Source organism: Gayadomonas joobiniege G7 (assembly GCF_000300815.1).
Lineage (GTDB): Bacteria > Pseudomonadota > Gammaproteobacteria > Enterobacterales > Alteromonadaceae > Catenovulum > Catenovulum joobiniege.
This window is the reverse complement of the sequence record NZ_AMRX01000008.1, coordinates 397830-419945: the sequence shown is the minus strand read 5'-3', so window position 1 is coordinate 419945 and position 22116 is coordinate 397830. Positions and strand designations below refer to the sequence as shown.

Annotated in this window: 13 protein-coding genes; 3 read left to right on the top strand and 10 right to left on the bottom strand. The window is 40.9% G+C overall.

Annotated elements, in window-relative coordinates; translation table 11 throughout:
- Window positions 1–16: 16 nt before the first annotated feature.
- From C727_RS0116400 to C727_RS0116390, 3 genes are all read right to left on the bottom strand, one after another.
- Window positions 17–1939: a hypothetical protein gene (locus tag C727_RS0116400; protein ID WP_017446747.1), complete on the bottom strand. Its 1923-nt coding sequence runs from the start codon at window positions 1937–1939 to the stop codon at window positions 17–19.
- A gap of 57 nt (window positions 1940–1996) precedes the next feature.
- On the bottom strand, window positions 1997–5158 hold the full coding sequence (gene lacZ, locus C727_RS0116395; RefSeq protein WP_017446746.1) for a beta-galactosidase, LacZ type: 3162 nt from the start codon (window positions 5156–5158) through the stop codon (window positions 1997–1999).
- Between the two features lie 145 nt (window positions 5159–5303).
- Entirely contained in the window at window positions 5304–6869 is a 1566-nt protein-coding gene (locus tag C727_RS0116390; protein ID WP_017446745.1) for an arylsulfatase, read from the bottom strand.
- Between the two features lie 234 nt (window positions 6870–7103).
- On the opposite strand from C727_RS0116390, the gene C727_RS0116385 reads away from it, so the two are divergent.
- From C727_RS0116385 to C727_RS0116375, 3 genes are all read left to right on the top strand, one after another.
- Window positions 7104–10253, top strand: coding sequence for a LamG-like jellyroll fold domain-containing protein (locus C727_RS0116385; RefSeq protein WP_017446744.1), 3150 nt, complete (start codon window positions 7104–7106; stop codon window positions 10251–10253).
- Window positions 10254–10264: 11 nt separating this feature from the next.
- The gene (locus C727_RS0116380; protein WP_017446743.1) at window positions 10265–10813 is read left to right on the top strand and encodes a hypothetical protein; all 549 of its coding nucleotides are present in this window, start codon (window positions 10265–10267) and stop codon (window positions 10811–10813) included.
- 106 nt (window positions 10814–10919) lie between these two features.
- On the top strand, window positions 10920–11684 hold the full coding sequence (locus tag C727_RS0116375; protein ID WP_017446742.1) for an SGNH/GDSL hydrolase family protein: 765 nt from the start codon (window positions 10920–10922) through the stop codon (window positions 11682–11684).
- Here C727_RS0116375 and C727_RS0116370 read toward each other — a convergent pair.
- The 7 genes from C727_RS0116370 to C727_RS18810 form a co-directional block, all read right to left on the bottom strand.
- Complete coding sequence (locus tag C727_RS0116370; RefSeq protein WP_162131410.1) at window positions 11681–14698, bottom strand: TonB-dependent receptor; 3018 nt, start codon at window positions 14696–14698, stop codon at window positions 11681–11683. The genes C727_RS0116375 and C727_RS0116370 overlap by 4 nt on opposite strands.
- Before the next feature lie 78 nt (window positions 14699–14776).
- A complete protein-coding gene (locus tag C727_RS0116365; RefSeq protein WP_162131409.1) occupies window positions 14777–15790 on the bottom strand; it encodes a FecR family protein in 1014 nt (337 codons plus the stop codon).
- A 36-nt stretch (window positions 15791–15826) separates the two neighbouring features.
- Entirely contained in the window at window positions 15827–16423 is a 597-nt protein-coding gene (locus C727_RS0116360; RefSeq protein WP_017446739.1) for an RNA polymerase sigma factor, read from the bottom strand.
- A gap of 92 nt (window positions 16424–16515) precedes the next feature.
- Window positions 16516–17889, bottom strand: a complete 1374-nt coding sequence (locus C727_RS0116355; RefSeq protein WP_017446738.1) for a sulfatase — start codon at window positions 17887–17889, stop codon at window positions 16516–16518.
- Window positions 17890–18025: 136 nt separating this feature from the next.
- Window positions 18026–19462, bottom strand: a complete 1437-nt coding sequence (locus C727_RS0116350) for a sulfatase (RefSeq protein WP_017446737.1) — start codon at window positions 19460–19462, stop codon at window positions 18026–18028.
- A 60-nt stretch (window positions 19463–19522) separates the two neighbouring features.
- Window positions 19523–19753: a VF530 family protein gene (locus C727_RS0116345; RefSeq protein WP_017446736.1), complete on the bottom strand. Its 231-nt coding sequence runs from the start codon at window positions 19751–19753 to the stop codon at window positions 19523–19525.
- A gap of 72 nt (window positions 19754–19825) precedes the next feature.
- A complete protein-coding gene (locus tag C727_RS18810; RefSeq protein WP_017446735.1) occupies window positions 19826–21997 on the bottom strand; it encodes a sulfatase-like hydrolase/transferase in 2172 nt (723 codons plus the stop codon).
- Window positions 21998–22116 lie beyond the last annotated feature (119 nt).

Here is a 22116-nt window from a genome sequence, read left to right as displayed (position 1 = left end):
TGGGTTTAACTGAGGTTTATTCAGCTTGCCACTTAAGCAAGTAAATCGATCCTTTTGCCATATTAAAGTTTAGGCTTTCTGCATAGCTAATATCAGCTTCACGGGTCAGTTGCACGTTTTCTGTCTGATTTGGACGATTTTCATCAATCACTTTATCTGTTCGGCTGGCGAGTCGCCAAACTTCAACAGGTGCAGACGGATCAGGTTTAAAACCTTTTAAATCGATTTCCGCATTGACTGCTTTATCCGGATAAGTATTCGTTAATACGATACTCATCTCAGACTTATCGTCACTAATACTCGCAGTAGATAACACCGCTGGGATCACTTGATTTTTAATTCGGTAGCTCGGTGCTGCCACCTCAGATTTAACAAAATTGTTCTGCGACAGCTTGCTAAACAAAGGCACTGGCAAGGCACGGGCTCGATAATACCCTTGATCTGTTATCATTGGCGTATTGTTATTTAAAAACAACGAATGGCCTAATAAACTACCAATTTGATCACTGTATTTATTGATAACCGTTTGCATGATCACTTGTTGTTCCATATGACCGCGAATACCATATTCAGTCAACCAAAGCTTTTCGTTACCTGTTAGCGCAGGATTAGGATAGCGCTTTGTCCAAACTTGATGTTCGTGCATTGGACGGCTAATTTGCAAGCCCTTATATACCGAATGACGGTAGAATTCTTCTGGGCTAACGTTTTTTGGTAGGGGCGGATAATAATGTTTAACCACACCATCATATGGCTGTTTAGCCTCTGCCATTAGTTTATAAAACGACTCTTTCTCAAAACAAGACAGGATCACAATCGACGGATCAACAGCTTTCATTTTATGATAATAATCTATAAATCCAGGTTGTTTACCAGATAAATAATCTAACATCACAAACTGACCCGCTGGCGGAATCAAGCCATTTTTCCCGTCACCGAAGGTTATCTTGCCTTCATCTGGTTGTAGTAGATAATGTTTATCTTTTGGTCCAGAATTTGAAAATGTATCGACGCGTTGCCACTTTATTCCGTTAATAGTTACCACAAAAGGTTTGTCGGCTTGAGCTAGGCTAACCGGGGCAAATTTAACGTAAAAAGATTGATTGGCCTGGCCGTTCGTTTTTATATGCTGATCTTTCCATGAGCTTTTAGCGGCGGCTTTTTGCTGTTGAAAATACTTATAACCACCGTGGATATAACGATCTGCTGAACCAAAAGGTAAAGTACCCGCTTTGCCCGTGGTGTCGTCAAATACTACGTTGCCAGTTCCACGCTTCGCATCCCCTTTATGTGGGTAAGATCCCCAGTTTAATTCCCAGTTTCCGTACACTTCGTTGCCAATTTCCCAATATTTTATATTGTATGGTTCTGGATGCCCGTTTTTGGCACGTACTGCGGCCCAATCGATACCGCCGTTCGGGTTTTCGCCCACTTCGGCATTCATATATTCAACCCAATCCGCGGCATCATCTGGTTTTTCGTAACCGTAGGCGACCATGATGACACCTTGATCAAAGGTAGTCGTTTCTAACAGGCGACCAAATTCGTCAGGGCCTAATTCGTTACTTTGTGGACCTTGGTTATTGCCACTCACATTATCAATGCGCTGATCGACTGGGCCAATAGCCCTTTTCCATTTATACAAGTTGCCTTCAGATCCACCAGGAAAGCGATATGTACGTAAACCTAGCTCGGCTGACATTTTTAGCGTTTGTTGGTCAAATTCACCACTTTTTATATTTAATAAACCTTGCCCCCCTTTCGGGTAAATATTATTGCCGCCATAAAACAATGGGTTTTGCTGTGCAAACACAGCGTCTGCATCAACAATAATTTGTGCTTGTAAAGCTGTTTGAGAATCAGACTCAGGTTGATTTGAACAGGCTGCCAAAGCAGAAAAAGCCATTAAACTAATTAATTTATTTTGCCCAAACTTCATTGTTAAAACCTTTAATTGAGTGCCTATAAAAAAGGGGCTTAGCGCCCCTTTGATTGTTTAGTCTTGATACGGACGTATCGTGATTGAATATCGGTAATCCATCCAAGGCACAGTGTACTTGAACAGTGGCGCAGTTCGCCATGAATCAATGCCGCCAACACCTCGTTGTCTGTGGTCGATGTTAACAAATACACTTTCTGTCGCCACGAGTTCATTTGGATGTTGAGTGCCACGTTTTTTCTGCAGATAATCATCTACTGAATAACGCTGTGCATTAATACCCACTTTGTTTTGAGCAATAACTTCAATCCCTTTACCGTCTTTTTCATAAAAACGAGCCCAGCGCACGTCAGTACGGTGACCGTTTTCTTGCGGACGTACATATGGAACATACATATCGTCAACATTGTTTTGGTAAACCCCCATATAAGCAGCGGCTTTTCTATCCCAATAATTTTCCATTGGACCACGGCCATAATAACTTATTTGATCTTTGCTCTGGTCCAATTCCAATTGGTAACCAATACGAGGCAAGGCTGGGCGTTTTTTATGCTCAGCAGCATAGAACCAAGTATCTAAGTTTACTTCACCATTGGCGTAGAAGGTGTAAGTCACTAATTGACGGGTTTCAATCAATGGTAAATGTTGCTCAACATTTACTTTAACCCAGTTTTCACCTTGCTCAGTGGTTAAATTTTTACCTATAACTCGGTCACCGACATTCCGCCAAATAGCCGACTCGTTCGGGAATTTTTCGCCAAAATCATTATCAGTTGGTGCACGCCAAAAGTCAGGACGGATAGCAGATTTTAACAATTCTTCGCCGTCGAAGTTAATCGACTCTAATAAACCACTGCCTTTATTTATGCGATAACTAAAGTCATCCCCAGAAACAGTCACCGAGTTTGCATTTTGACTCAGTTCCAGCTCGCCTTCAGACTCAGGTCCCTGAGTGAAGTCAGCTTTCGTTTCTGTCACCGCCAGTTGGCCAGTCGCAATCGCATAATCTGCAGGTAGCATACCTTCAGCTTTAGGGTTACGAACGGTTAAGTTAACAAAGTACTCTTTACCCTGTTCAAAATCATAGTCGTAATCAATAGTAATGGTTTCACTTTGTTGAGGTTTTGCCGATAAACGAATGCCGCTCCCTTGACTAACCACTTGACCATTTTCGATTAACTGCCAATCTAATACTCGATCTGATAAGTCTTTGAAGTAGTTTTCATTAATCACTGATATTTTACCATCAGCCGCATCGACCGCTGAAAAGTCAATGTTTTGATAAACTTTTTTAACTTCGTAATAATAAGGGTATGGGCTGCGATCAGCGTATAAAACACCGTTTGCACTAAAGCTGCCATCACTTGGTGTGCCTGCAGGCTCGATGTCACCACCATAACCCCAGTACGCCTGTCCTTTGTCATCTTTTAACGCCCAAGTTTGGTCAACCCAATCCCAGATAAAGCCACCTTGCAGTGAATCGTATTTTTCAAAAATGTCCCAATAATCTTTTAAATTACCGCCTGAGTTACCCATCAAGTGTTCGTACTCGATCAGGATCAGCGGACGTTTATCATCTGGGTATGTATTTAATGCATAATATTCAACAAGTTCCGGATGCGCATACATCTGACCATAGGCATCAGTATGACGTCTTTGTTGTGCTTGCTCAAAAATCACCGGTCGTGGACCTTGAGCTTTTAGATAATCGTAAACAGCTGCGGTATTCGGACCATCCCCGGTTTCGTTACCTGGCGAGAATAAAATAACAGAAGCATGGTTTTTATCACGCTCATACATATTTTCCGCGCGGTAAATATAAGCTCCTTTCCATTCAGGTTTATTCACAATGTGTTTTTTAGGATTATAAGGTGCTTGGTTAGCGGCACCTAAACCATGTGTTTCTATGTTGGCTTCATCCATCACATATAAACCATATTCGTCAGCCAACTTATATAAATAGCTGTCATTTGGATAATGTGAGGTACGAACTGCATTGATATTGGCTTTTTTCATCATCTCAATGTCTTTACGCATGGTTTCTTTTGGAACCACGTGACCAGATTCTGGGTGATGATCGTGTCGGTTAACACCTTTAAATTTAACTGGCTTACCATTAACTAAAATTAAACCGTCTTTTAATTCAGCTCGCCTAAAACCAATTTTTTGTTCAATAAATTCAACTGGCTGGTTGGCGTTGTTTAATAAAGTCAACTTAAGATGATACAGATTAGGCTGTTCAGCACTCCACTTGGCGACGTCTTTAAGGGTTTTATTGATACTGATTTCAGACTTTTGCCCTTTATTAACAGCGTTAACTTTCAGCGTATCGCTAAATATGGTTTTTTCTGAATCATCTAAAATTTCCACTTTTAGCTGATATCCAGACGCTTTTTCTTGACTATCATTTTCAATGCTAGCGGTAAAATTAAACACACCATCTTGATAGTCGTCAGTTAAGTTAGTATCTGCAAAATAATCTTCTACATGTACTTTAGGGCGTGAGTAGATGTAAACATCGCGTTCAATCCCGCTCATGCGCCACATATCTTGGCATTCAAAATAGGTTGCGTCTGAATAACGGTATACTTCTAACGCAATCTGGTTTTGACCGGGATTAACATAGTCGGTTACGTCAAACTCAGACGGGGTTTTTGAATCTTCTGCATAACCCACTTTTTCGCCATTCACCCAAACATAATAAGCTGAGTTTACGCCGCCGAAGTGAACAAATATTTGCTCGCCAGACCAATCTGCCGGCACGTCAAACGAACGTTTGTAAGAACCTACTGGATTGACGTCTTTTGGCGTTTCTGGCGCTGGGATCCTAGGTTTATGACAAGGATGGTTAAAGTAGTTTGGTACACCATAATTCTGTCCTGCTACATTGCGTTGCCAGTTGGCAGGCACCTGATGATCATCCCAACCGCTAACATCAAAATCATTTTTATAAAAGTCTACCGGGCGGCTCTCCGGATTTTTAGCCCAATGAAACTTCCAAGTACCATTTAATAGCTTATAGTTATGTGCTTTCCAAGGTTCGTAAAGGTCGATTTCACTTTCGTCTTGATAGGCAAAATAATGTGCTTTAACTGGCTCTTTATTTACTTGGAAAACTTCCGGATCTTGCCACTCTAACAACTCAGCATGGCTAAGGCCAGCTGCTAGTGTGATAGGCAATACACTGGATAAGGTTAAAATTGCTCTTTTTAGTTTCATAATTATCTCTATTGAATAGACATTGTTGCAAAATTATTGAATTATCAATAAAACAAAACAAAATTAAAAAACCGCAAAAAAGTTACTAAAATAATTAAAAAAGGGGCTATAAAGCCCCTTTTTAACCTGACAATAGTTTAATTGTTTATTTATATTTACCTGGCCAAAAATCAAAGTTCCAGCTATCAACAAATGAACGCGTACGGGACTTTTTAAACAATTTTTCGGCTTTTTTAACCATCTCCGGATATTGAGAAGCGACATTGTTTTGCTCACCCGGATCACGTTTTAAGTTATATAGCTCAATCGGTGGATTTTGACGATTTTTTGGGTTGTAAACTCTAACCGCTTTCCAATCGCCATTTTTATCATCTTTAATACGAAGCGCTTGAGCATGATCGCCATTCCAATGATGGAATTCCCAGTACAGACTATCGTGTTGCTTTTGTTCGCCTTTACCTAACAAAGTGGGTAAAAATGAAATACCGTCTGTCTTTTTAGTCAATTCGGTATTTGTTAGGTCAGCCAGCGTTGGTAAAACATCCCAAAAGGCAGATACATGATCGGTGATTTTACCTTCGGGTGTTTGACCAGGCCAACGTGCAATCGTTGGCATACGGATACCACCTTCGTATAAATCACGCTTGTACCCACGGAATTTTCCGTTGCTATCAAAAAATTCTAAATCTGCGCCACCTTCAAACGACGGACCATTATCACTTGTGAAAATAACCAGCGTATTTTCATCAATATCAAGGTCTTCTAGCAGTTTATTCAATCGACCAACACCTTCGTCAATATGGCTGATCATAGCTGCGCGAGCAGCACGCGGACGGCGTTGTGGTAAATAGTTGCCGTCTGTCTCACCTGTATATGGCGTTTCTTCAAAGTTATATTTATCGATTTCGTCTTCAGGGGCTTGTAGTGCGGCATGAGGGCCGGCATAAGCTAGATATAAGAAGAATGGCTTGTCTTTGTTTTCTTTAACGTATTTCAAAGCCTCTTCAGTTAATCGCTCTTGCGCAAAATCTTCTCTTAAATAAGCTTGGTAAGACGCTGGATCGTTTGGATCCACACCTTCTGGAAGTTCTTGGTGTGGGTGAACCCACTCATTATTCAGCGGAAATTTTTCTTCGTTTTGCCATAAATGGGTTGGATAATGGTTGTGTGCTTGTTTTTGATCTAAATAACCAAAAAAGTAATCAAACCCCTGCTTAGTTGGCACCCCGTAAGAACCGGGTCCGCCCAATCCCCACTTACCAATAAGTGCAGTGTTATAACCCGCATCTTTCATCACTGTCGCTATGGTTTGTGTTCCAGGGTTTAATGGCATTTGACCAAATTCTTCGTCATCAGTAAAACCACCCAGTTCGTAATTACCTCGAATTTGGGTGTGACCTGTATGCAAACCTGTAACTAGAGCGGCACGTGACGGCGCGCAAACCGTATTACCCGCATAATGTTGCGCAAAAGTAATGCCTTTTTCAGCCATTTTTTGAATATTGGGTGTACGGATTTTATCTTGTCCGTATGGTGTGATATCACCAATTCCCATATCGTCTACGATAATATAAATGACATTTGGTTTGTCGTAAGTCACAGAACCAGTTTGTACTTCAGCCACGCTACTACCACAGCTTAGGGTCAAACCCGCACTTAAAACGGGGACAAGCACTTTTTTAAGTGCAACCAATGGTTTTTTAATTTTCATTCAGAGATTAACCTCTTGTTAATATTCAAGATGCGAATTGAGTATTCATATAACAAAATAAAACGATAAAACCGCAAAAATTAATACATTTTATTTTTTACATCCTATGTAAAAAAAATATTTATTTAAATTTTATTTACGGTTTTTAAACATTCATCTGTTTTTGTTGTTAGACCTATCTTGTGAGCTGAGCGGTACTCAAGTTTTTTTTACCTCATAATAGGATGATTACAAATGCGGACCTTTAAGCTAAATGCTTGCCTAACTGCTTTGTCTTTAGCTGCACTTTGCCCGTCGGTGCAAAGTGCAGAACCGTTAATTTCGTTTGATTTTAATGAACAAAGCATCAGTAACATAAATGATCCGAGTGCCACCTACTTAACAGGTGATCCAAATCACGGCGATATTAGTTTCTCAACCGAAGCTAAATCTGGTTACGGACTAGAAGTCGACTCACTTCGCTATCTGCGCATCCCTCTTGACCAAATTAGTAATAACGCTGTTACAGTTAAATTTGATTATTATCATATCGACTCTACACCAGAGGGCAATACCGCCTGGCACTCGCATAGCTTTGCATTAAGGGACACGAGCAATGGCTACATGTGGTCACATGGCTTTAGAAATTTAGGGAATGATTTTTGGAGTGATGCCATGGCCGGCATCACTAAAGATGGTGCCCAGATCAAAGGCAATGCCGATGATATTCCAAATTTTGCGAAAAATACTTGGCATGAATATGTTTTAGTCTTTCATGATTCACAAGTTGACTGGTACGTAGACGGTGTTTTTGCATATACGCAAAAGTTCAATACCAGTTTTTCTCAGTGGGACTGGAGCAATACTGATATAACAATAGGGGCCCGCTTTAAAGGGGGTTCAACCACAGAAATTGATGGCTTAGACGCTTATTTAAATCAAACAGGTAATAACAACCATTTAGGTTCAGTGCATGCTATTTTTGATAATGTACGCATTTGGGACTCCGCTTTAACCGAAAGCGAAATCACCGCTGGTGTTGAAAATTTAGTGCCTGAAGAAGCTTATTTGAGCATTAATAAGGAGTATATTAAAAGCTCGTCTGCTAACCAACAAGTAAGCCTGTATGTCAGTAGCAATCAGGCTTGGCAAATTGACGACTTACCTAGCTGGGTGCACGCCGATATCAGTTCTGGCGATGGTGATGCTGAAGTTATCCTAACGCTTGAAGAAAACGCTTTATTCAATCCGCGAGAAGCCACCATTAATATTAATGGTCAAGCTATAACCATCTTGCAATCAGCCGCATACGCTTTAGACCATAGTGATGCAGTCATATTCCCAGATTCTGAAAACCAAGAAATTGAATACATGTTTTACGACCTCAAGAGTAGTTGGGGCGCAACCATGGGCGATGATTTTGCAGACAAACTTTATTTAATTGATGGGTTTAATGGGGTTAGAACCTCAATTTATGGCACCCGAGATAGGCCCGATCAAGCCAATGGTAAACCCGCGCACCCTGAAGCAGGTGTAGTTGATGCAAGTTATTACGCGCCAGAAGTACAAAAAATTAAAGCAGCGATGGCTCGCAATGAAAACCTGATTGTATTTGCAAGTAAAAAACTAAATGGCCCCTACTCGTTTCCTGAATGGGTTTTGCAAAGCGATGGGGTTGATCCAGAAAAATACGCAATATTGCTCGCTGACTACATTGAGTATATGGCATCTGAGGGGATCCCGACTCACATCCTTGGCATAGATAACGAATACATCTTTAACGAAGGTAAAATTTGGCCGGATAGATTCCAAAAAATTGTCGGCTTTTTAAAAACCTTATCTGCTGAGCGTGGATTCCCGATGCCACAGATTATTGGATACGAAGATTATGAACCTGGCCTAAGAGACTGGATGGGCAATTTAAATCGCAACGGCTGGCTGGATACCATGGATATTTATGGTACTCATTATTATCCAGAAGACCGCCGCGAAAGAGAAATCAACTTACTACGCCAAGATATCTCCAATTCAGGCTTTAAAGACAGATGGCACTCTGAATTACATTGGAATACCAAATCAGACATCCCCGACATTGAAGAAATAGAAGATGGGCTTGGATCACTTTTTGACATGACAGATCATGGTTTTAATGGTTTGATGTGGTGGTCATACGGTCGCAGTGGTCTGCGTGGCAACATTATGCGAGAGCTAATGGGTAATTTATTAAACTACAGCCCAGTCATGAGCGATGACCACGACGGTAGCGATATTTTAACTGATGGTAAGCTACATACTCGAGTGTTACGCAAAGGCAACCAAATCCGTGTTTGGGTGATGAACTTTAGCACTGAAAATAGCTATCAGGATTATCAATTTTCTCTAAATAACCGCAAGTTGAGCGATCCCGTTTGGTATCGCCAGTATAGTGAAACTATTCCTGCTGGCGAAACAGGTTATGCGGAACAAATTAATGACAAGTCTTTCACGTTAGATTTTCCGCCAATGACTGTAACCACTTTTAGCTTTAATTTAGATACTGCAAATGATCAGGTGTTATTAAATGAAAGCTGGGATAATCTTCCAATGGGTGAGGTCAATGCCAATCAAATACTAGCGGCAGACCATAACTGGCAGCAACAAAGTGATACAGTTTCAGGCATGTCAATTATCGATGCTGACGGGCCATTAAGTTCAAATGCGCTTGCATTAAAATCATTAGCAGATAACAGCAGATTAACGGTCGATTTAAATTCGCCAATACGGGCAGAAAACTACGACGCATTAACCTTATCGCTAAACGTGATGTTTGACAGTACCTCTGATACCTTGGGTGCAAGACGCACGGTAGAAATATTAAATCAAGCAGGCGATGCAGCTTATCAACTGATATTAAACAGCTCAAATTCGGCAACCTCTATCGCAGAGTTAGCAGTTGACGGCCTGCAAGGAAAACAAACAATTGATTTAGGTATCCCAGAAGAATTTGAAGCCAATGTTCCTTATCAAATTCATCTAACTATCACCCCAAATAGCGATAGTCAAACCCAGATTGCATGGGTCATTTACCGCAACAAAATAAACTGGGCACATGGCAATAGTTTTGTGACCACCGCAACTGATCCAAGTTATGACTTGAATCAATTGAGCATTAAAAACAGCAATTCAAGCCGTATGTTGATTGACGATATTCAATTGATTGCAGAAGGATATCAAGCACCGCCGGTAGACGGTGATCTTGATGGAGATGCAGCGATAACCCCAGCTGATCTCACGCTCTTTCGAGCGCAATTGGGTAAACGGGTTTCAGACAGCGATTTTAACGAAGCTGCCGATTTAGATAATGATGGCATTGTATCACGCCGTGATTATAGCTTGTTCTATTCACTATATCGTCAAAACAACTAAGGAATACAACCATGAATAAAAAGATAAAACAATTATTATGTGCTGCAACTGTATCGGTATTAAGTTTTACCAGTCAGGCAGCATTTCTGATGCCACCATCTGATGTCACTGTGAATGCAGGAGATAGCTTTGCAGTGGATGTACAAGTCGATTTAGACAGCAGTGAGGTATTAACAGGTTTGGGTTTTAATCTTGATTTAACTGATGCCGCTAATATTAGCTTAGATTCTGTCGATTTAGCCGCTTGGCTGGACGCAGATCCTTTTGCCGATGTAAGCGGCTCTGTCGACCCCGCAGGCCCTGTGATTAGCGATGATATTTATACCATAGCAACATTAAACTTTACTGCTGGTGCAGCCGGTTCGGGCACGGTAGATTTAACGGGGGCTGATGGCGGTTTCTTTTTGGGGTTATTTTTTGATGACTTTAGCTATCAAGACGTCGACACTAGCTTTAACGTGACGGTTAATCCAGTACCCGAATCAGGCACAGCGAGTTTAGCAGCACTGGCTATGATGATGGTATTTTGGCGCAGAAAAGTTAAACGACAACAAAACTAACAATTTCCGTTACCGGTGAACTTATTCAAAAGCCCTTGAGCCATAGCGCAATAGGGCTTTTTAACATTTAATATATTACTTTTAAGCCCTTAAAAAGGATTTAAACATGACAAAATTTGCTTTTTTATTTATCGTTCAGCTTTTAGTCATTAACATTTCAAACTTGCTTTATGCCAATCCCATGTCAAAAAATAACAGTGATCTGGCACACAACAATGAGTTGTATGAAGGGCCTGCTTTTCAAAAAGCGTTTAACAATCCAGTGGATCACCCCGACCGACCGAATGTGTTATTAATAGGCGATTCTATTTCAATCGGGTATACAGTACCCACTCGTAAATTATTAGCCGGAAAAGTAGACGTTTTTAGAGTACCCAGTAATGGCAAACATAGCGAGTTTGGTGCAAAAAACCTTAAAAAATGGTTAGGGGATCGCCACTGGGATCTTGTTCATTTTAATTGGGGTCTATGGGATATTTGTTACCGCCACCCTGAGTCCAAAAACCAAGGCCATAGAGACAAAATAAACGGGAAACTAACAACCACTCCGGAACAATATAAAGCCAATTTAAAGCAAATTATTAAAATTTTAAAAAACAATACACAAGCTAAGCTGATATGGGCAAACACAACCCCAGTGCCGGATCATGAGCTGGGCCGCATAAAAGGTGATGAAATTCACTACAATAATATTGCTCAACAGTTGATGCTCAAGAACAAGATCAGTATTAATGATTTACATCAGCATGCCAGCAAAAAACAAGCACAAATTCAAAAAGCTAAAGGAGATGTGCATTTTACACCAGCTGGCTATCAATATTTGGCCGAACAAGTCGCATTTAGTATAGAGCAGGCAATCGAAGCAGATTAAAATCCCAATCGGACCCCTAGGGTATACGAAACCCCGGTATCTTCATAATTAAGTAAGCGCTCTTTATAAATAGAAAAAGTGCGCTGCTTAGCATTTAACAGGTTACTGCCTTCAAAATAGTACTCCAGCTGATCATCTGCTATCCAAGATAAGCTAAAATCCAGCTGTCGATAGGCCTCTACCATTTCGGGTTGCCCCATATCTGCTTTGGCATTACGTAAATATTCATCTCTAAAAGTATAGGATAAAACGCCTTTAAATTGATTATACTGATGGCTGGCAACGATATTAAACGAATCCGATAGACCTTCGATTAATAAGTCAGTCTCACTCGAAACCGCAGCACTGCTGTTACGACCATCAACAAAGGTATACCTAGCTTGCAATTCAGTATTTGTAAGCCAATCCCAATCAGCAATGAAATCTAACCGCGCTGCGACCGATACTTCAATACCGGACACTTTGATACTATCACCGTTCACCGGCCGTAAAACAATATAGTCCCCTTCGGGGTGATCAAATAAAGTTTCTATATTGGCTTCATCGGAAACAAAATTTGCTAGATTTTTATAAAAATAATTAGCGCTTAGATAACTGCCACCGGAAAAATACCAAGCCCAAGATAAATCTAGATTGGCTGCTTCGTATGGCATTAGATAAGGATTTCCGGCCACAGCAGTGCTGGCACCCACCCGCGCGTTATAGTTTCCAATAGAGGGGATTAAACTACTTAACGATGGCCTTGAAATAGTGTCGTATAATGCAACGCGTAACACTTGGCTGTCGGTTAAATTATATTTAAAGTTAATTGCCGCAAGCCAGTGCGAGTAACTATGATATTTGGCGATATCAATAGGATCAGATAAGGTTAAAGATAAGTTTGTAGGATCACTTTGGATAGATTCTATATTAGTGATTGCTTGCTCGTAACCTTCTGAATTAACCTGTGTATTTGCATAACGTATCCCCGCGTTTAGCTCCCACGGACGCGTTAAATAATCGCCCGACAGACTTAATTTAACATAAGCTTCCTGAATAGACTCTTTCACTCGCCAAGAATTACTAGGGTACTCGATGGGTGCTACCCCCCCTGCGGCTTTTCTAATCCAAATGCTATCTTCTAACCAATGACCACTGCCAATAACGTTTTGTTGAATATTTTCATCAGACCATAAAAAGCCAACATAATCCTCTGCATCAAAGGCATACCAAGTTTTTGGCACGTGGCCAGATAAAAAATCACCTGTGTCGATTGGTGTAAATAACTCATCCGGTATGTCAAACTCATATCCCGCAAATTCCCACCCCCAAGGTGACCGATAACCAATATTACTCTTCTGACGTTCAGATATATAGGTACCAAAATACAAGCTATCAAAGACCCCCTTATCAATAAGGTATTCAGCATCCAGCCTTAGCTGATTAATTGCATCTTCAATATCATTACCGGAATAAATAGTCCCATGACTCCGCAATTCTGTTACATCGACGGGTCTTTGAAACTTTAACCGAGGATAAGCTTCACCCGGTACATATTTGTATAATGGATTAGCGTTCGGTGCCCCCGCGATAATGAACTTTCGGTTACCCCCATTTTTATTGGCAGCGGATGAATGGGAGATATCTAATTCCACCGCCCAATTTTGTTCAATATCCCATAATAGATTTAAACCGATCTGGCTGGTCTGCGTGGGCCTGCTGCGATTGAGTTGAACAAAATCAGTGGCATAATTTCCTCTTGGATCATAACGGTACTGCAATAGTGTATTATTTTCATCAACAATAGCGGCATCTATCGTTTGATAATCTTCAATTTGACTACTGCTGTATATGTGTGTCCAATTTGCATTTGAACGAATATTTGAATCAATTTTATAGCGTGAATAAAGTAAATCCAGAGTCGCTTTTAAAACATCATTTATTTGGCTTTCTAAAACAATACTGCCGCCGATACGGCTCTTATTGCCTTCATCTGTACGTAAATCAAAGTTTCTTGGCACCCAAACCTGACTGAAGTCACCTTCTCCAGCTTGATTTTTAACATAACTAAGATCTGTGTTAAACCAACCGTCTGTGTGCGCTGAATCAGTACGATAATCAATATTTTGATAGTTTAAGGTGATTAATGCACCAAAGTTTTGATTTGCGTAACTAATTAATGTAGCAAATTGAGGCGACCAATTTTGTGACAGCTTGTTAAAGTGCCCTCCGATATTGGTGTAACTGCGATATCCTGGATGCTGCATAGGTTTAGGGATCCGCAAATTAATAGTCGAGCCGATACTGCCACTGAGCACGTCGGTTGAAGAAGATTTATAAACATCCGCGCTCGTAATGATTTCGGGCGACAATACATCAAAACTAAATTCCCGGCCCTGATTCTCAGTGGCAATAACCCGCCCATTGTATAGAACCGTATTAAACTCTGGTCCAAATCCACGAACAGTCGCGAATACGCCCTGCTCGTCTCGCCTTTCAATACTCACGCCTGGGATCCTTTGCAAGGCATTGGCGATATCTTGCCCAGGTAATTGACCTAAAGCCCCAGCATGCACAGAGTCAATAATAAAGTCAGAATATCTTTTATTTAAAGTGTCTGCATTCGCTCGATCAATTTGTCCACGAACACTGATCACTTCAGCTTCTAGTTCGTTATTATTTTGCGCGATAAATTTTGTTTCATTAGGACTTTCAACGGGTTTAGCTTCGGCTTGCAAACGAGCAAATTTAGCAGTATCAAAAAAAACACGAATGCCGATACCGGGTTGATAGACACCTGTGAGTGGAGTATCAGCTAATAAAAAATCGAGTGCCTGTTGAGTGTCAAAATAGCCAAAAAGAGCATGTGACTGATAACCATCAACATCTTTTGGTGAATAGACCACAGCGTAGCCAGTTTGCTCCGAGAGTTTTTGCAATGCACTGGCGACATTATCCCGTGGCAACGTAAGCTGAAATACAGTTTCAGAAGGGAAAGTCGTAGAAGGATCACTGGCCAAAAGCGGCGGTTGCAATAACAACCACCCTAAAAAAATTGCAGGATTAACTCTCATTAGCCATTAAACTAAAAATATCATGTAAATATTATAAATTTAATTTGCCGAAGTTAATACATATTCGTTAGAAAATTGTTCTACTTTTACCGAAAATCCAGCTTCTAACAGGTTTAAAAAGGCATCCAAATCACCAACATTAAAACGACCACCTATTTTTAAATTAGCAATATTAGGATCTTTAATTAACAAAGGTTTTGTTGAATATTTATTTATTTTTTCTACCACTAAACTAAGTGGTTCATTATCAAATACCAGAGCGCCAGAAACCCAGGCTGAACCTTCCGCCAACTCAGCTTCGTTAACCGCTTCTATCCTTTGATTAAAGTTATGTTTAAGGTCGGCAAGTTTAAGCGATTCTAACAAATTGTATCGGTTACCAGCGTTAACAGCGCCTAGTGTGACATATTCGAAGCGTTTTTCGTCATCTAATGACAACGACTTTGCAACGGCCACCACCCCTTCGGTCACTAAAAGTTTTAGTGCACCCTCAGCAAGTTCAACACTAAATTCTGTCCCAATAGCTTCTACCCTGCCATTGCCAGCATACACTCTAAACGGGCGCTGTTTATCTTTAGCAACATCAAAATACGCTTGCCCTTGTTGTAAAAACAGATCTCTTTGCTCATCGTTAAATAAAACTCGAATACGAGAGTTGGTATCTAAATGCAAAACTGAGCCATCTGTTAACTCGATTCGTTTTTGTTCACCCACTAGCGTGGCAAATGTTTCTGTATGTATATTTTTATCCGGGAACAACCAAGCGACTACTGCGACAAACATAATGCTTGCGGCAGTCGCCATTACCCCACCGAAAAAATAGCGAGTTTTTTTGCTTGTTTTAGGTTGTACCTGAACAAAAAGTTCTGTTAACGCTTGATCGTTCCAAAAATCATTAAACCCACGCAATGCCTGTCGGTGCGTCTCGCTTTGTGCCAGCCATTGTTTTAACTCAGAGAGCTGCTGCTCTGTTGGCTCTTCATCCCCATCAAGTAAAATGAGCCAATCGAGTGCTTCGTTCTCGATTTGACTGCATTGGTTTATGTAACTCACTTTGTTTTCCATCTTAAAATACCTGATATTGGGGTACTAACGTCGCACCTGTACTTTTTTCGTACGACTATTGGGTTGTTCTTTTAAGGCTGCGTGACAACTCACTATGCCTAACTTTAAATATTTTTCAACGCTCGAGAGCGATATATCGAGCTGCTTAGCAATTTCTTTATGCGGCAGACCATGTACCTTACGCAATAAATAAACTTTTCGGCACTTCTCTGGCAAAGCAGCAACCGCTTCGCAATAAGTGCCCAAAGATAATTCTGCATCGTGTTCAGACTCTAGCGACTCACTCTGCTGTTCGGCATAACTTGGCATGCAGTCTTCAATATAGTCAGTCGCCTGCCGAGACTTTCGATTAAGCTCATTCAACGCTAAATTTTTAGCAATAGTAAACAAAAATGCCTTTGGCTGATCTATACTTTGACCCGCTTTATTACGTTCATTTTCGGCAGATACAGCCCGTATATATACCTCTTGAACTACATCTTCAATGTCTTGCTCGCATTTTAAAAAGCGAGCCAAGAATTTTTTCATAAACTGATTGTGTTCAATAAAAGTGCTGGTGACGCTGCTACTCGCCGAAACAACTTTGGCCACTAGGCTAGACGCAGATTTATCTTTGCTCATTTATTTATGCTCTGTTAGAAACCGATAAATAGCATTCACTATCTTTGGCTCGTTAATATAACAATTCAGCAGGCTAAACCCGTAACAAAACCTCAGAATTTTGCTTTATCTTTATTATAGTTTGGGTTATTTCGCAGAGCTTGAGCCCCAACGGATTGACGCCAGTCCTGTAACTTTTGCAAAAGTTGATCCGCTAATAAACTATGACTATTGGCTAAATTCTTTTGTTCGCCAATATCTTTCGCCAAGTTATAGAGGTATAACTCTCCTGAATCTAATGCTTGGATGAGTTTATAATGCCCTTGGCGAATTGCAGATGCTGGCCCACCCTGCCGATGATAATGTGGATAATGCCAAAATAATGTATTTCGGGCATTTGCAATCTGTTCATTTTTTAAAATCGGTAATAGGTTTATGCCATCTAATATTTGCGAAGTTTGCGGCTGAGTATTTCCGGCAATGGCTGCGACGGTTGGCAAAATATCTATACTTGAAACGAGTGCTTCTGATTCTGTCCCGGGGGATACTACATTCGGCCAACTAACAATAAATGGGACTCTAATACCGCCTTCAAACAGAGTCGCCTTACCGTTTTTCAACGGCGCATTATCCGTTGGCTGGCCTGAATCATTTTTATCTAAACCGCCGTTATCAGAAGTGAAAATAATAACCGTATTGGTTAATTGCTCAGATGCCTGCAGATAATTCAATAAATAGCCTACGCTATGGTCCAAAGCATCCAACATAGCCGCATAACCTGCATGCGCCTGCACTGCTTTATCTGGGTGGTTTAAATACGCTTGTTTGCGGGTAGGATTAAAATGAACCGGTGTATGCACGCTATAATGACTAATAGTTGCAAACCATGGACCTGATTGCTGCTCGATAAACTCAATCGCTTGTTTGCTTAAATTTAGCACCCCTTTAGGATCATCTGGATTCAATTTTCCATTTAAGCGAAAATCTTGTTCACCGGCATCAAAACCGTGCTCTTGTGCGGCTTTGTGATGTTCGTAATCAGTGGTTTCAGTCGCGTTTTTTAAACCACGAACATGCCATTTCCCCAGCCAGGCTGTTTTATAACCCTGCGCTTGCATTACCTCACCGATACTGGTCATTGAGTGTGAAAGGCCTTGTTGGTTCCAATTTGGCGGCAAGTATTTTTCGTGCGGAAAAGACCAGCCAGGGATCCAATCAGTGACTTGTAATCTAGCCGGATATTGACCGGTTAATATACTCATTCGGGTGGGTGAACAAATATGAGCCGCCGCGTAAGCCTGGTTAAATTTAACCCCACTTTTTGCCAATTTATCAATATTTGGGGTTTGGTATAGGCGGCCTCCATAAGCGCTAGTGTCTTGCCAACCTAAATCATCCACTAAAATCATTAAAATGTTTGGTTTTGCCATGCCTATTGAAGGCAAAAGCAGAATCAAATAAATTACTTTTAGTATATTTATTCTCATATTTCACTCCACTAAAACGCAAAAAAGGTCCGTTGGCGTTTTAGTCGCCAACGGACCTTGCGAGTGACAAAATTTTTACTCACTTTTTACTATTGAGTGATTAAACAAATCGCTTTAGAAAAACCGTAAAATCATATTAATTTTTTTTATAAAATTGTTGATTAATCCATTCTTTTGCTTTGTTCAAATCAAAGTCTGGGTTTTTATCGCTCGGGATAGGGGCGCCAACTTGTATTTGCCATTGACGTAACATATTTTTCATATGCGCCAATTTATCCGGCAAAATTGTGGCTAAATTAACATGTTCCGATAAATCAGTGTGCAAGTTATACAACTCGTATTCGTTTGTTTCAAAATAATGAATCAGTTTCCAATCACCAAAACGCATTGCTGAACCTGGACGGGTTCTAAACATGGGGTCTTGGCCCTGATCTGCAGCTGGATTATACGCTTGCAGATAAATTGGGAAATGCCAAAATAAAGCTCGTTCTGGCAGCGGATGCTGATTTAATAACCTTGGCATCAGGTCGATCCCATCCAACACCTGTGACGGTTTTTCTGCCCGCGTTAAACTCACTAAGGTCGGGTAAAAATCTGCATTAATAACTGGTTCATCTATTTGCTGGGGCGCTATTTTACCGGGCCAAAACATTAACAAGGGCACCCGTATTCCACCTTCATAATAGGATCCCTTACCAGCTCTGAGCGGATCTTGTGCTGAGATTGAGCGTATACCTCCATTATCCGAGGTAAAAATAAACAGCGTATTATCAGCTAAACCTAAGGTTTTAAGTGCGGTCAAGATACGTCCAACGTTTTTATCCATCAACTCAACCATAGCCGCATAAGTTGCTTGCTGTTTATTGATAATTCCTTTTTTATTAAGGTATTTTGCAAGCATATCGGGTTCGGCTTGCAAAGGTGTATGCACTGTATAATATGGAATATAGGCAAAAAATGGCTGCTCTTTTTGTGCCTTTATCCAATTGATTGCCTCGCTCGTGATACGATCAGTCAAATATTCCCCATCTGGGCCATCTATTAAATGTTTAAGGTTATATGGGCTAAAATAAGAACTTGGATGACCTTTTTGATAACCGGCAACATTCACATCAAACCCTTGAGTTTTAGCATCTTCCCCTAAATGCCACTTGCCAAAACTACCCGTTGTGTAGTCTGCTGTTTTCAAAGTCTCGGCCAGTGTAATCACTGCATCGGGCAGTGTATTGAGGTTTTTTGTTGCCTTGATACGGCGTGCGTATTTAGATCCTCGATCAGACGGAGATACAGTATAAATGCCATGCCTTGGACCGTATTGACCTGACATTAACACGGCTCGGCTTGGGGCGCAATTTGCAGCACCTGCATAAGCTTGGGTGAAAAGTGCGCTTTGCTGTGCAAGCTTATCTATGTTGGGCGTTTCAAAAATGTTGGCGTTAGACTGGTTATAACCCAGATCTCGCCAGCCTAAATCATCCACAACCAACATAACAATATTCGGCTTTTGGTTTGCCTGGGCATGCGTGATACACATTAAGCAACAAGCGATAAGCAAATTGACTAAATATCTCATATTGACTCTATTTTTTACAATTGAATTAATAAGACATTTAAAGTCGCTAAAACCGTAATTTCAGCCTTGATGATAAGGGCAAAAAGTATCTATATAAAGCGCTTCTACTTTATCTCTCGCCCATTGTGTTTTGCGTAAAAACTTTAGCGATGATTTAATTGAAGGATCTTTATTAAAACAATTTATTCGTATTTGCTCGTATAATCCCTGCCAGCCATAATGTTTTTGTAAGCGCACAAGAATTTTTTCCAAGGTCAAACCATGTAACGGGTTGTTCGGTTGTTGGTTCATAAAAAGCTACTGTTAAACACAATGGCACTAGTTTACCCCGCAAGCAAGGCGGGGTGAAGTCTTTAACCGCGCTTATCTTTTATTAAATGAAACGTCGGGTTTACCTTTAAAGCAGCCCAGCATATGTGGATAGGTGCTTGTTAAATAATAACCATAAATACCATCATGCTCCATCCCATTGCATTCATCTAAATGGCCTGAACCTTCAACATACGCATAATCATCCACAAAAGTTCCATCATATTGACCGCCGGGTTCGCCCCAACCATCTGGACGCTGGCCTTGTTTTAGCTGGTAACTTGATTTGACTTCAATAATTTTGCCGTTGATTTTAACAAAAGGCCCAAATATAGGGAATCCGTCAGCAGCAAATCCAATCACAGGTGACTCTGTTTTGCCACTTGGATCAAACAAGGCATTTGGATTGCCATGATAATGATAAGTGCCGTCGCGCTGAGCATGCGCGTTATGGCTATCGACCACAAATCCACTGTTTTCAAACATAGGGTCATAGCGCCACGGCGTTGACATATCATGACAGCCGATTTTGCCGTCGCGAACGCCGTAACAGCCCGCTGCCACTAGATCGACTTTAACGCCGTTAAGCAAAATAGCATTATCGGTTAACAAAGACAGGGGTGTATTTTTGCCAGTAAATTCTGGTTTGGCTGTGACCTCAAACTGATTATTTTGCGGTTGTACTTGATTCGGAAACGAACGGCGACCATCATTAAAATCATGATTGGGGATCGCATTGCTCGTAAACACACACTTACCGTTACGATAACGAATCACAAGCTTACCCTGATAGTTTATATCTTCATGGATATCTGTCGCGGTTGAGGTATATTGATTCACATAATGCAAACACTGATGCGCTCTTGAATCCAGTATTATACCGGTTAAATCAATGGCATCTGAGGCTTCCGCTTCGCTCGCGACGGGCGTTTCTGTCACCCGCTGCAACTCTGCCTTTAATTGAGCATAAGCCGTTTTCTGCGTGGCAGTCAGCTCGGCCGCCAAAAGATCATCTTTTTCATACGGATCTTGCTGCAAGTCAAAAAGTGAATATTGACCATTAGTGGATATGAGTTTGTAACGGTTATCACGGACAGCATACATTTTTTGCCCTTTGTGTTGGTAACTCATAAAGTTATACCTACGAGCCGAGGCTTCACCCGTTTTTAATCTTGCATAAAAACTCACGCTATCTGTTTGTTCACTGGTTCGCACGCCTGCCGCTTGCGCGATAGTGGCGTATAAATCACTGATATTTACCAAGTCTGAACTTCGAGCACTGGCTTGATTAACACCGAAACCTGCGGCCATTAGTGGGGTATGTATTCCGCCTTGATACAGGCTATTTTTAGCTTGGTTACGGTTATATTTGGCATCTTTAGGCAATGCCCGTACTGGTGTACCATTATCACCTAATACAAAAATCATGGTTTGTTCTAACATGGCGTCCGGAATATTTGCAATGACTCGCGCAAGTTCAGTATCTACTGCCTCAATGGCTGCTAAATAATAAGCTCGCGCATTTTGTCGAATATCTCGCTGGCTACCTGATAACTTTTTTGAGTGCAAGTGTGCTGGAGGATTATGAAACGGGACATGCGGTGCGTTATAGGCCAATATAGCAAACCAAGGCTTATGATCGTTTTGTTTATTGATCCAATCAATCGCTAAACTACTGATGGCGGTCGTATGGTAAATATCCACGTCTTTTTGCTCGCCATTGAGGGTTAATGGCCACTGCCAATAATCTTTAATATTTTTAACATTGCCAGCAAAATAATCGATACCATAAACGCTCGCATCAAAATTATTTTCTCGCCCGCTTAGATGCCATTTACCAAAATAGCCCGTTTGGTAGCCATGTGGTTTAGCCGAACCTTTTAATAATGCAGGCAAGCTCGTATATTGGCTAGATAAACGCCCCGGTACTTGATTAACACCATTGTGAATGCCGTATTTACCCGTTAATAAGCTGGCCCGACTGCTTGAGCAGGCTGGCGTCGCCCAAAAATTATCAAAAACAATGCCAGAGTTAGCTAACTGATTCAGCATTGGGGTTTGCGGTTGCTCAGAACTAACTGAGTATTGGGCAGATGAATCAATACCTTGATCATCCAAGATAACAACTAATATGTTTGGCTGCTGGTTTTGCGCATCGTGTGCAATGGCTTGTTTGGTAAAGGCTGATAACATCAGCCCATAAATAATAAGAGGTAAAAATTGCATATAATCACCCTAAAAGATTGTTTATACTCTCACTTTAAGGTTCCATGGATTCGCTTCCAAGCTTATTTACAATTCTTTACCTCTACTTGACACAGTATTTAAAAGAACCTGATTTAAAA

Coding starts and splice junctions, on each gene's coding strand:
- C727_RS0116400 (WP_017446747.1), bottom strand. CDS start 1,939: ATGAAGTTTGGGCAAAATAAATTAATTAGTTTAATGGCTTTTTCTGCT.
- lacZ (WP_017446746.1), bottom strand. CDS start 5,158: ATGAAACTAAAAAGAGCAATTTTAACCTTATCCAGTGTATTGCCTATC.
- C727_RS0116390 (WP_017446745.1), bottom strand. CDS start 6,869: ATGAAAATTAAAAAACCATTGGTTGCACTTAAAAAAGTGCTTGTCCCC.
- C727_RS0116385 (WP_017446744.1), top strand. CDS start 7,104: ATGCGGACCTTTAAGCTAAATGCTTGCCTAACTGCTTTGTCTTTAGCT.
- C727_RS0116380 (WP_017446743.1), top strand. CDS start 10,265: ATGAATAAAAAGATAAAACAATTATTATGTGCTGCAACTGTATCGGTA.
- C727_RS0116375 (WP_017446742.1), top strand. CDS start 10,920: ATGACAAAATTTGCTTTTTTATTTATCGTTCAGCTTTTAGTCATTAAC.
- C727_RS0116360 (WP_017446739.1), bottom strand. CDS start 16,423: ATGAGCAAAGATAAATCTGCGTCTAGCCTAGTGGCCAAAGTTGTTTCG.
- C727_RS0116355 (WP_017446738.1), bottom strand. CDS start 17,889: ATGAGAATAAATATACTAAAAGTAATTTATTTGATTCTGCTTTTGCCT.
- C727_RS0116350 (WP_017446737.1), bottom strand. CDS start 19,462: ATGAGATATTTAGTCAATTTGCTTATCGCTTGTTGCTTAATGTGTATC.
- C727_RS0116345 (WP_017446736.1), bottom strand. CDS start 19,753: ATGAACCAACAACCGAACAACCCGTTACATGGTTTGACCTTGGAAAAA.
- C727_RS18810 (WP_017446735.1), bottom strand. CDS start 21,997: ATGCAATTTTTACCTCTTATTATTTATGGGCTGATGTTATCAGCCTTT.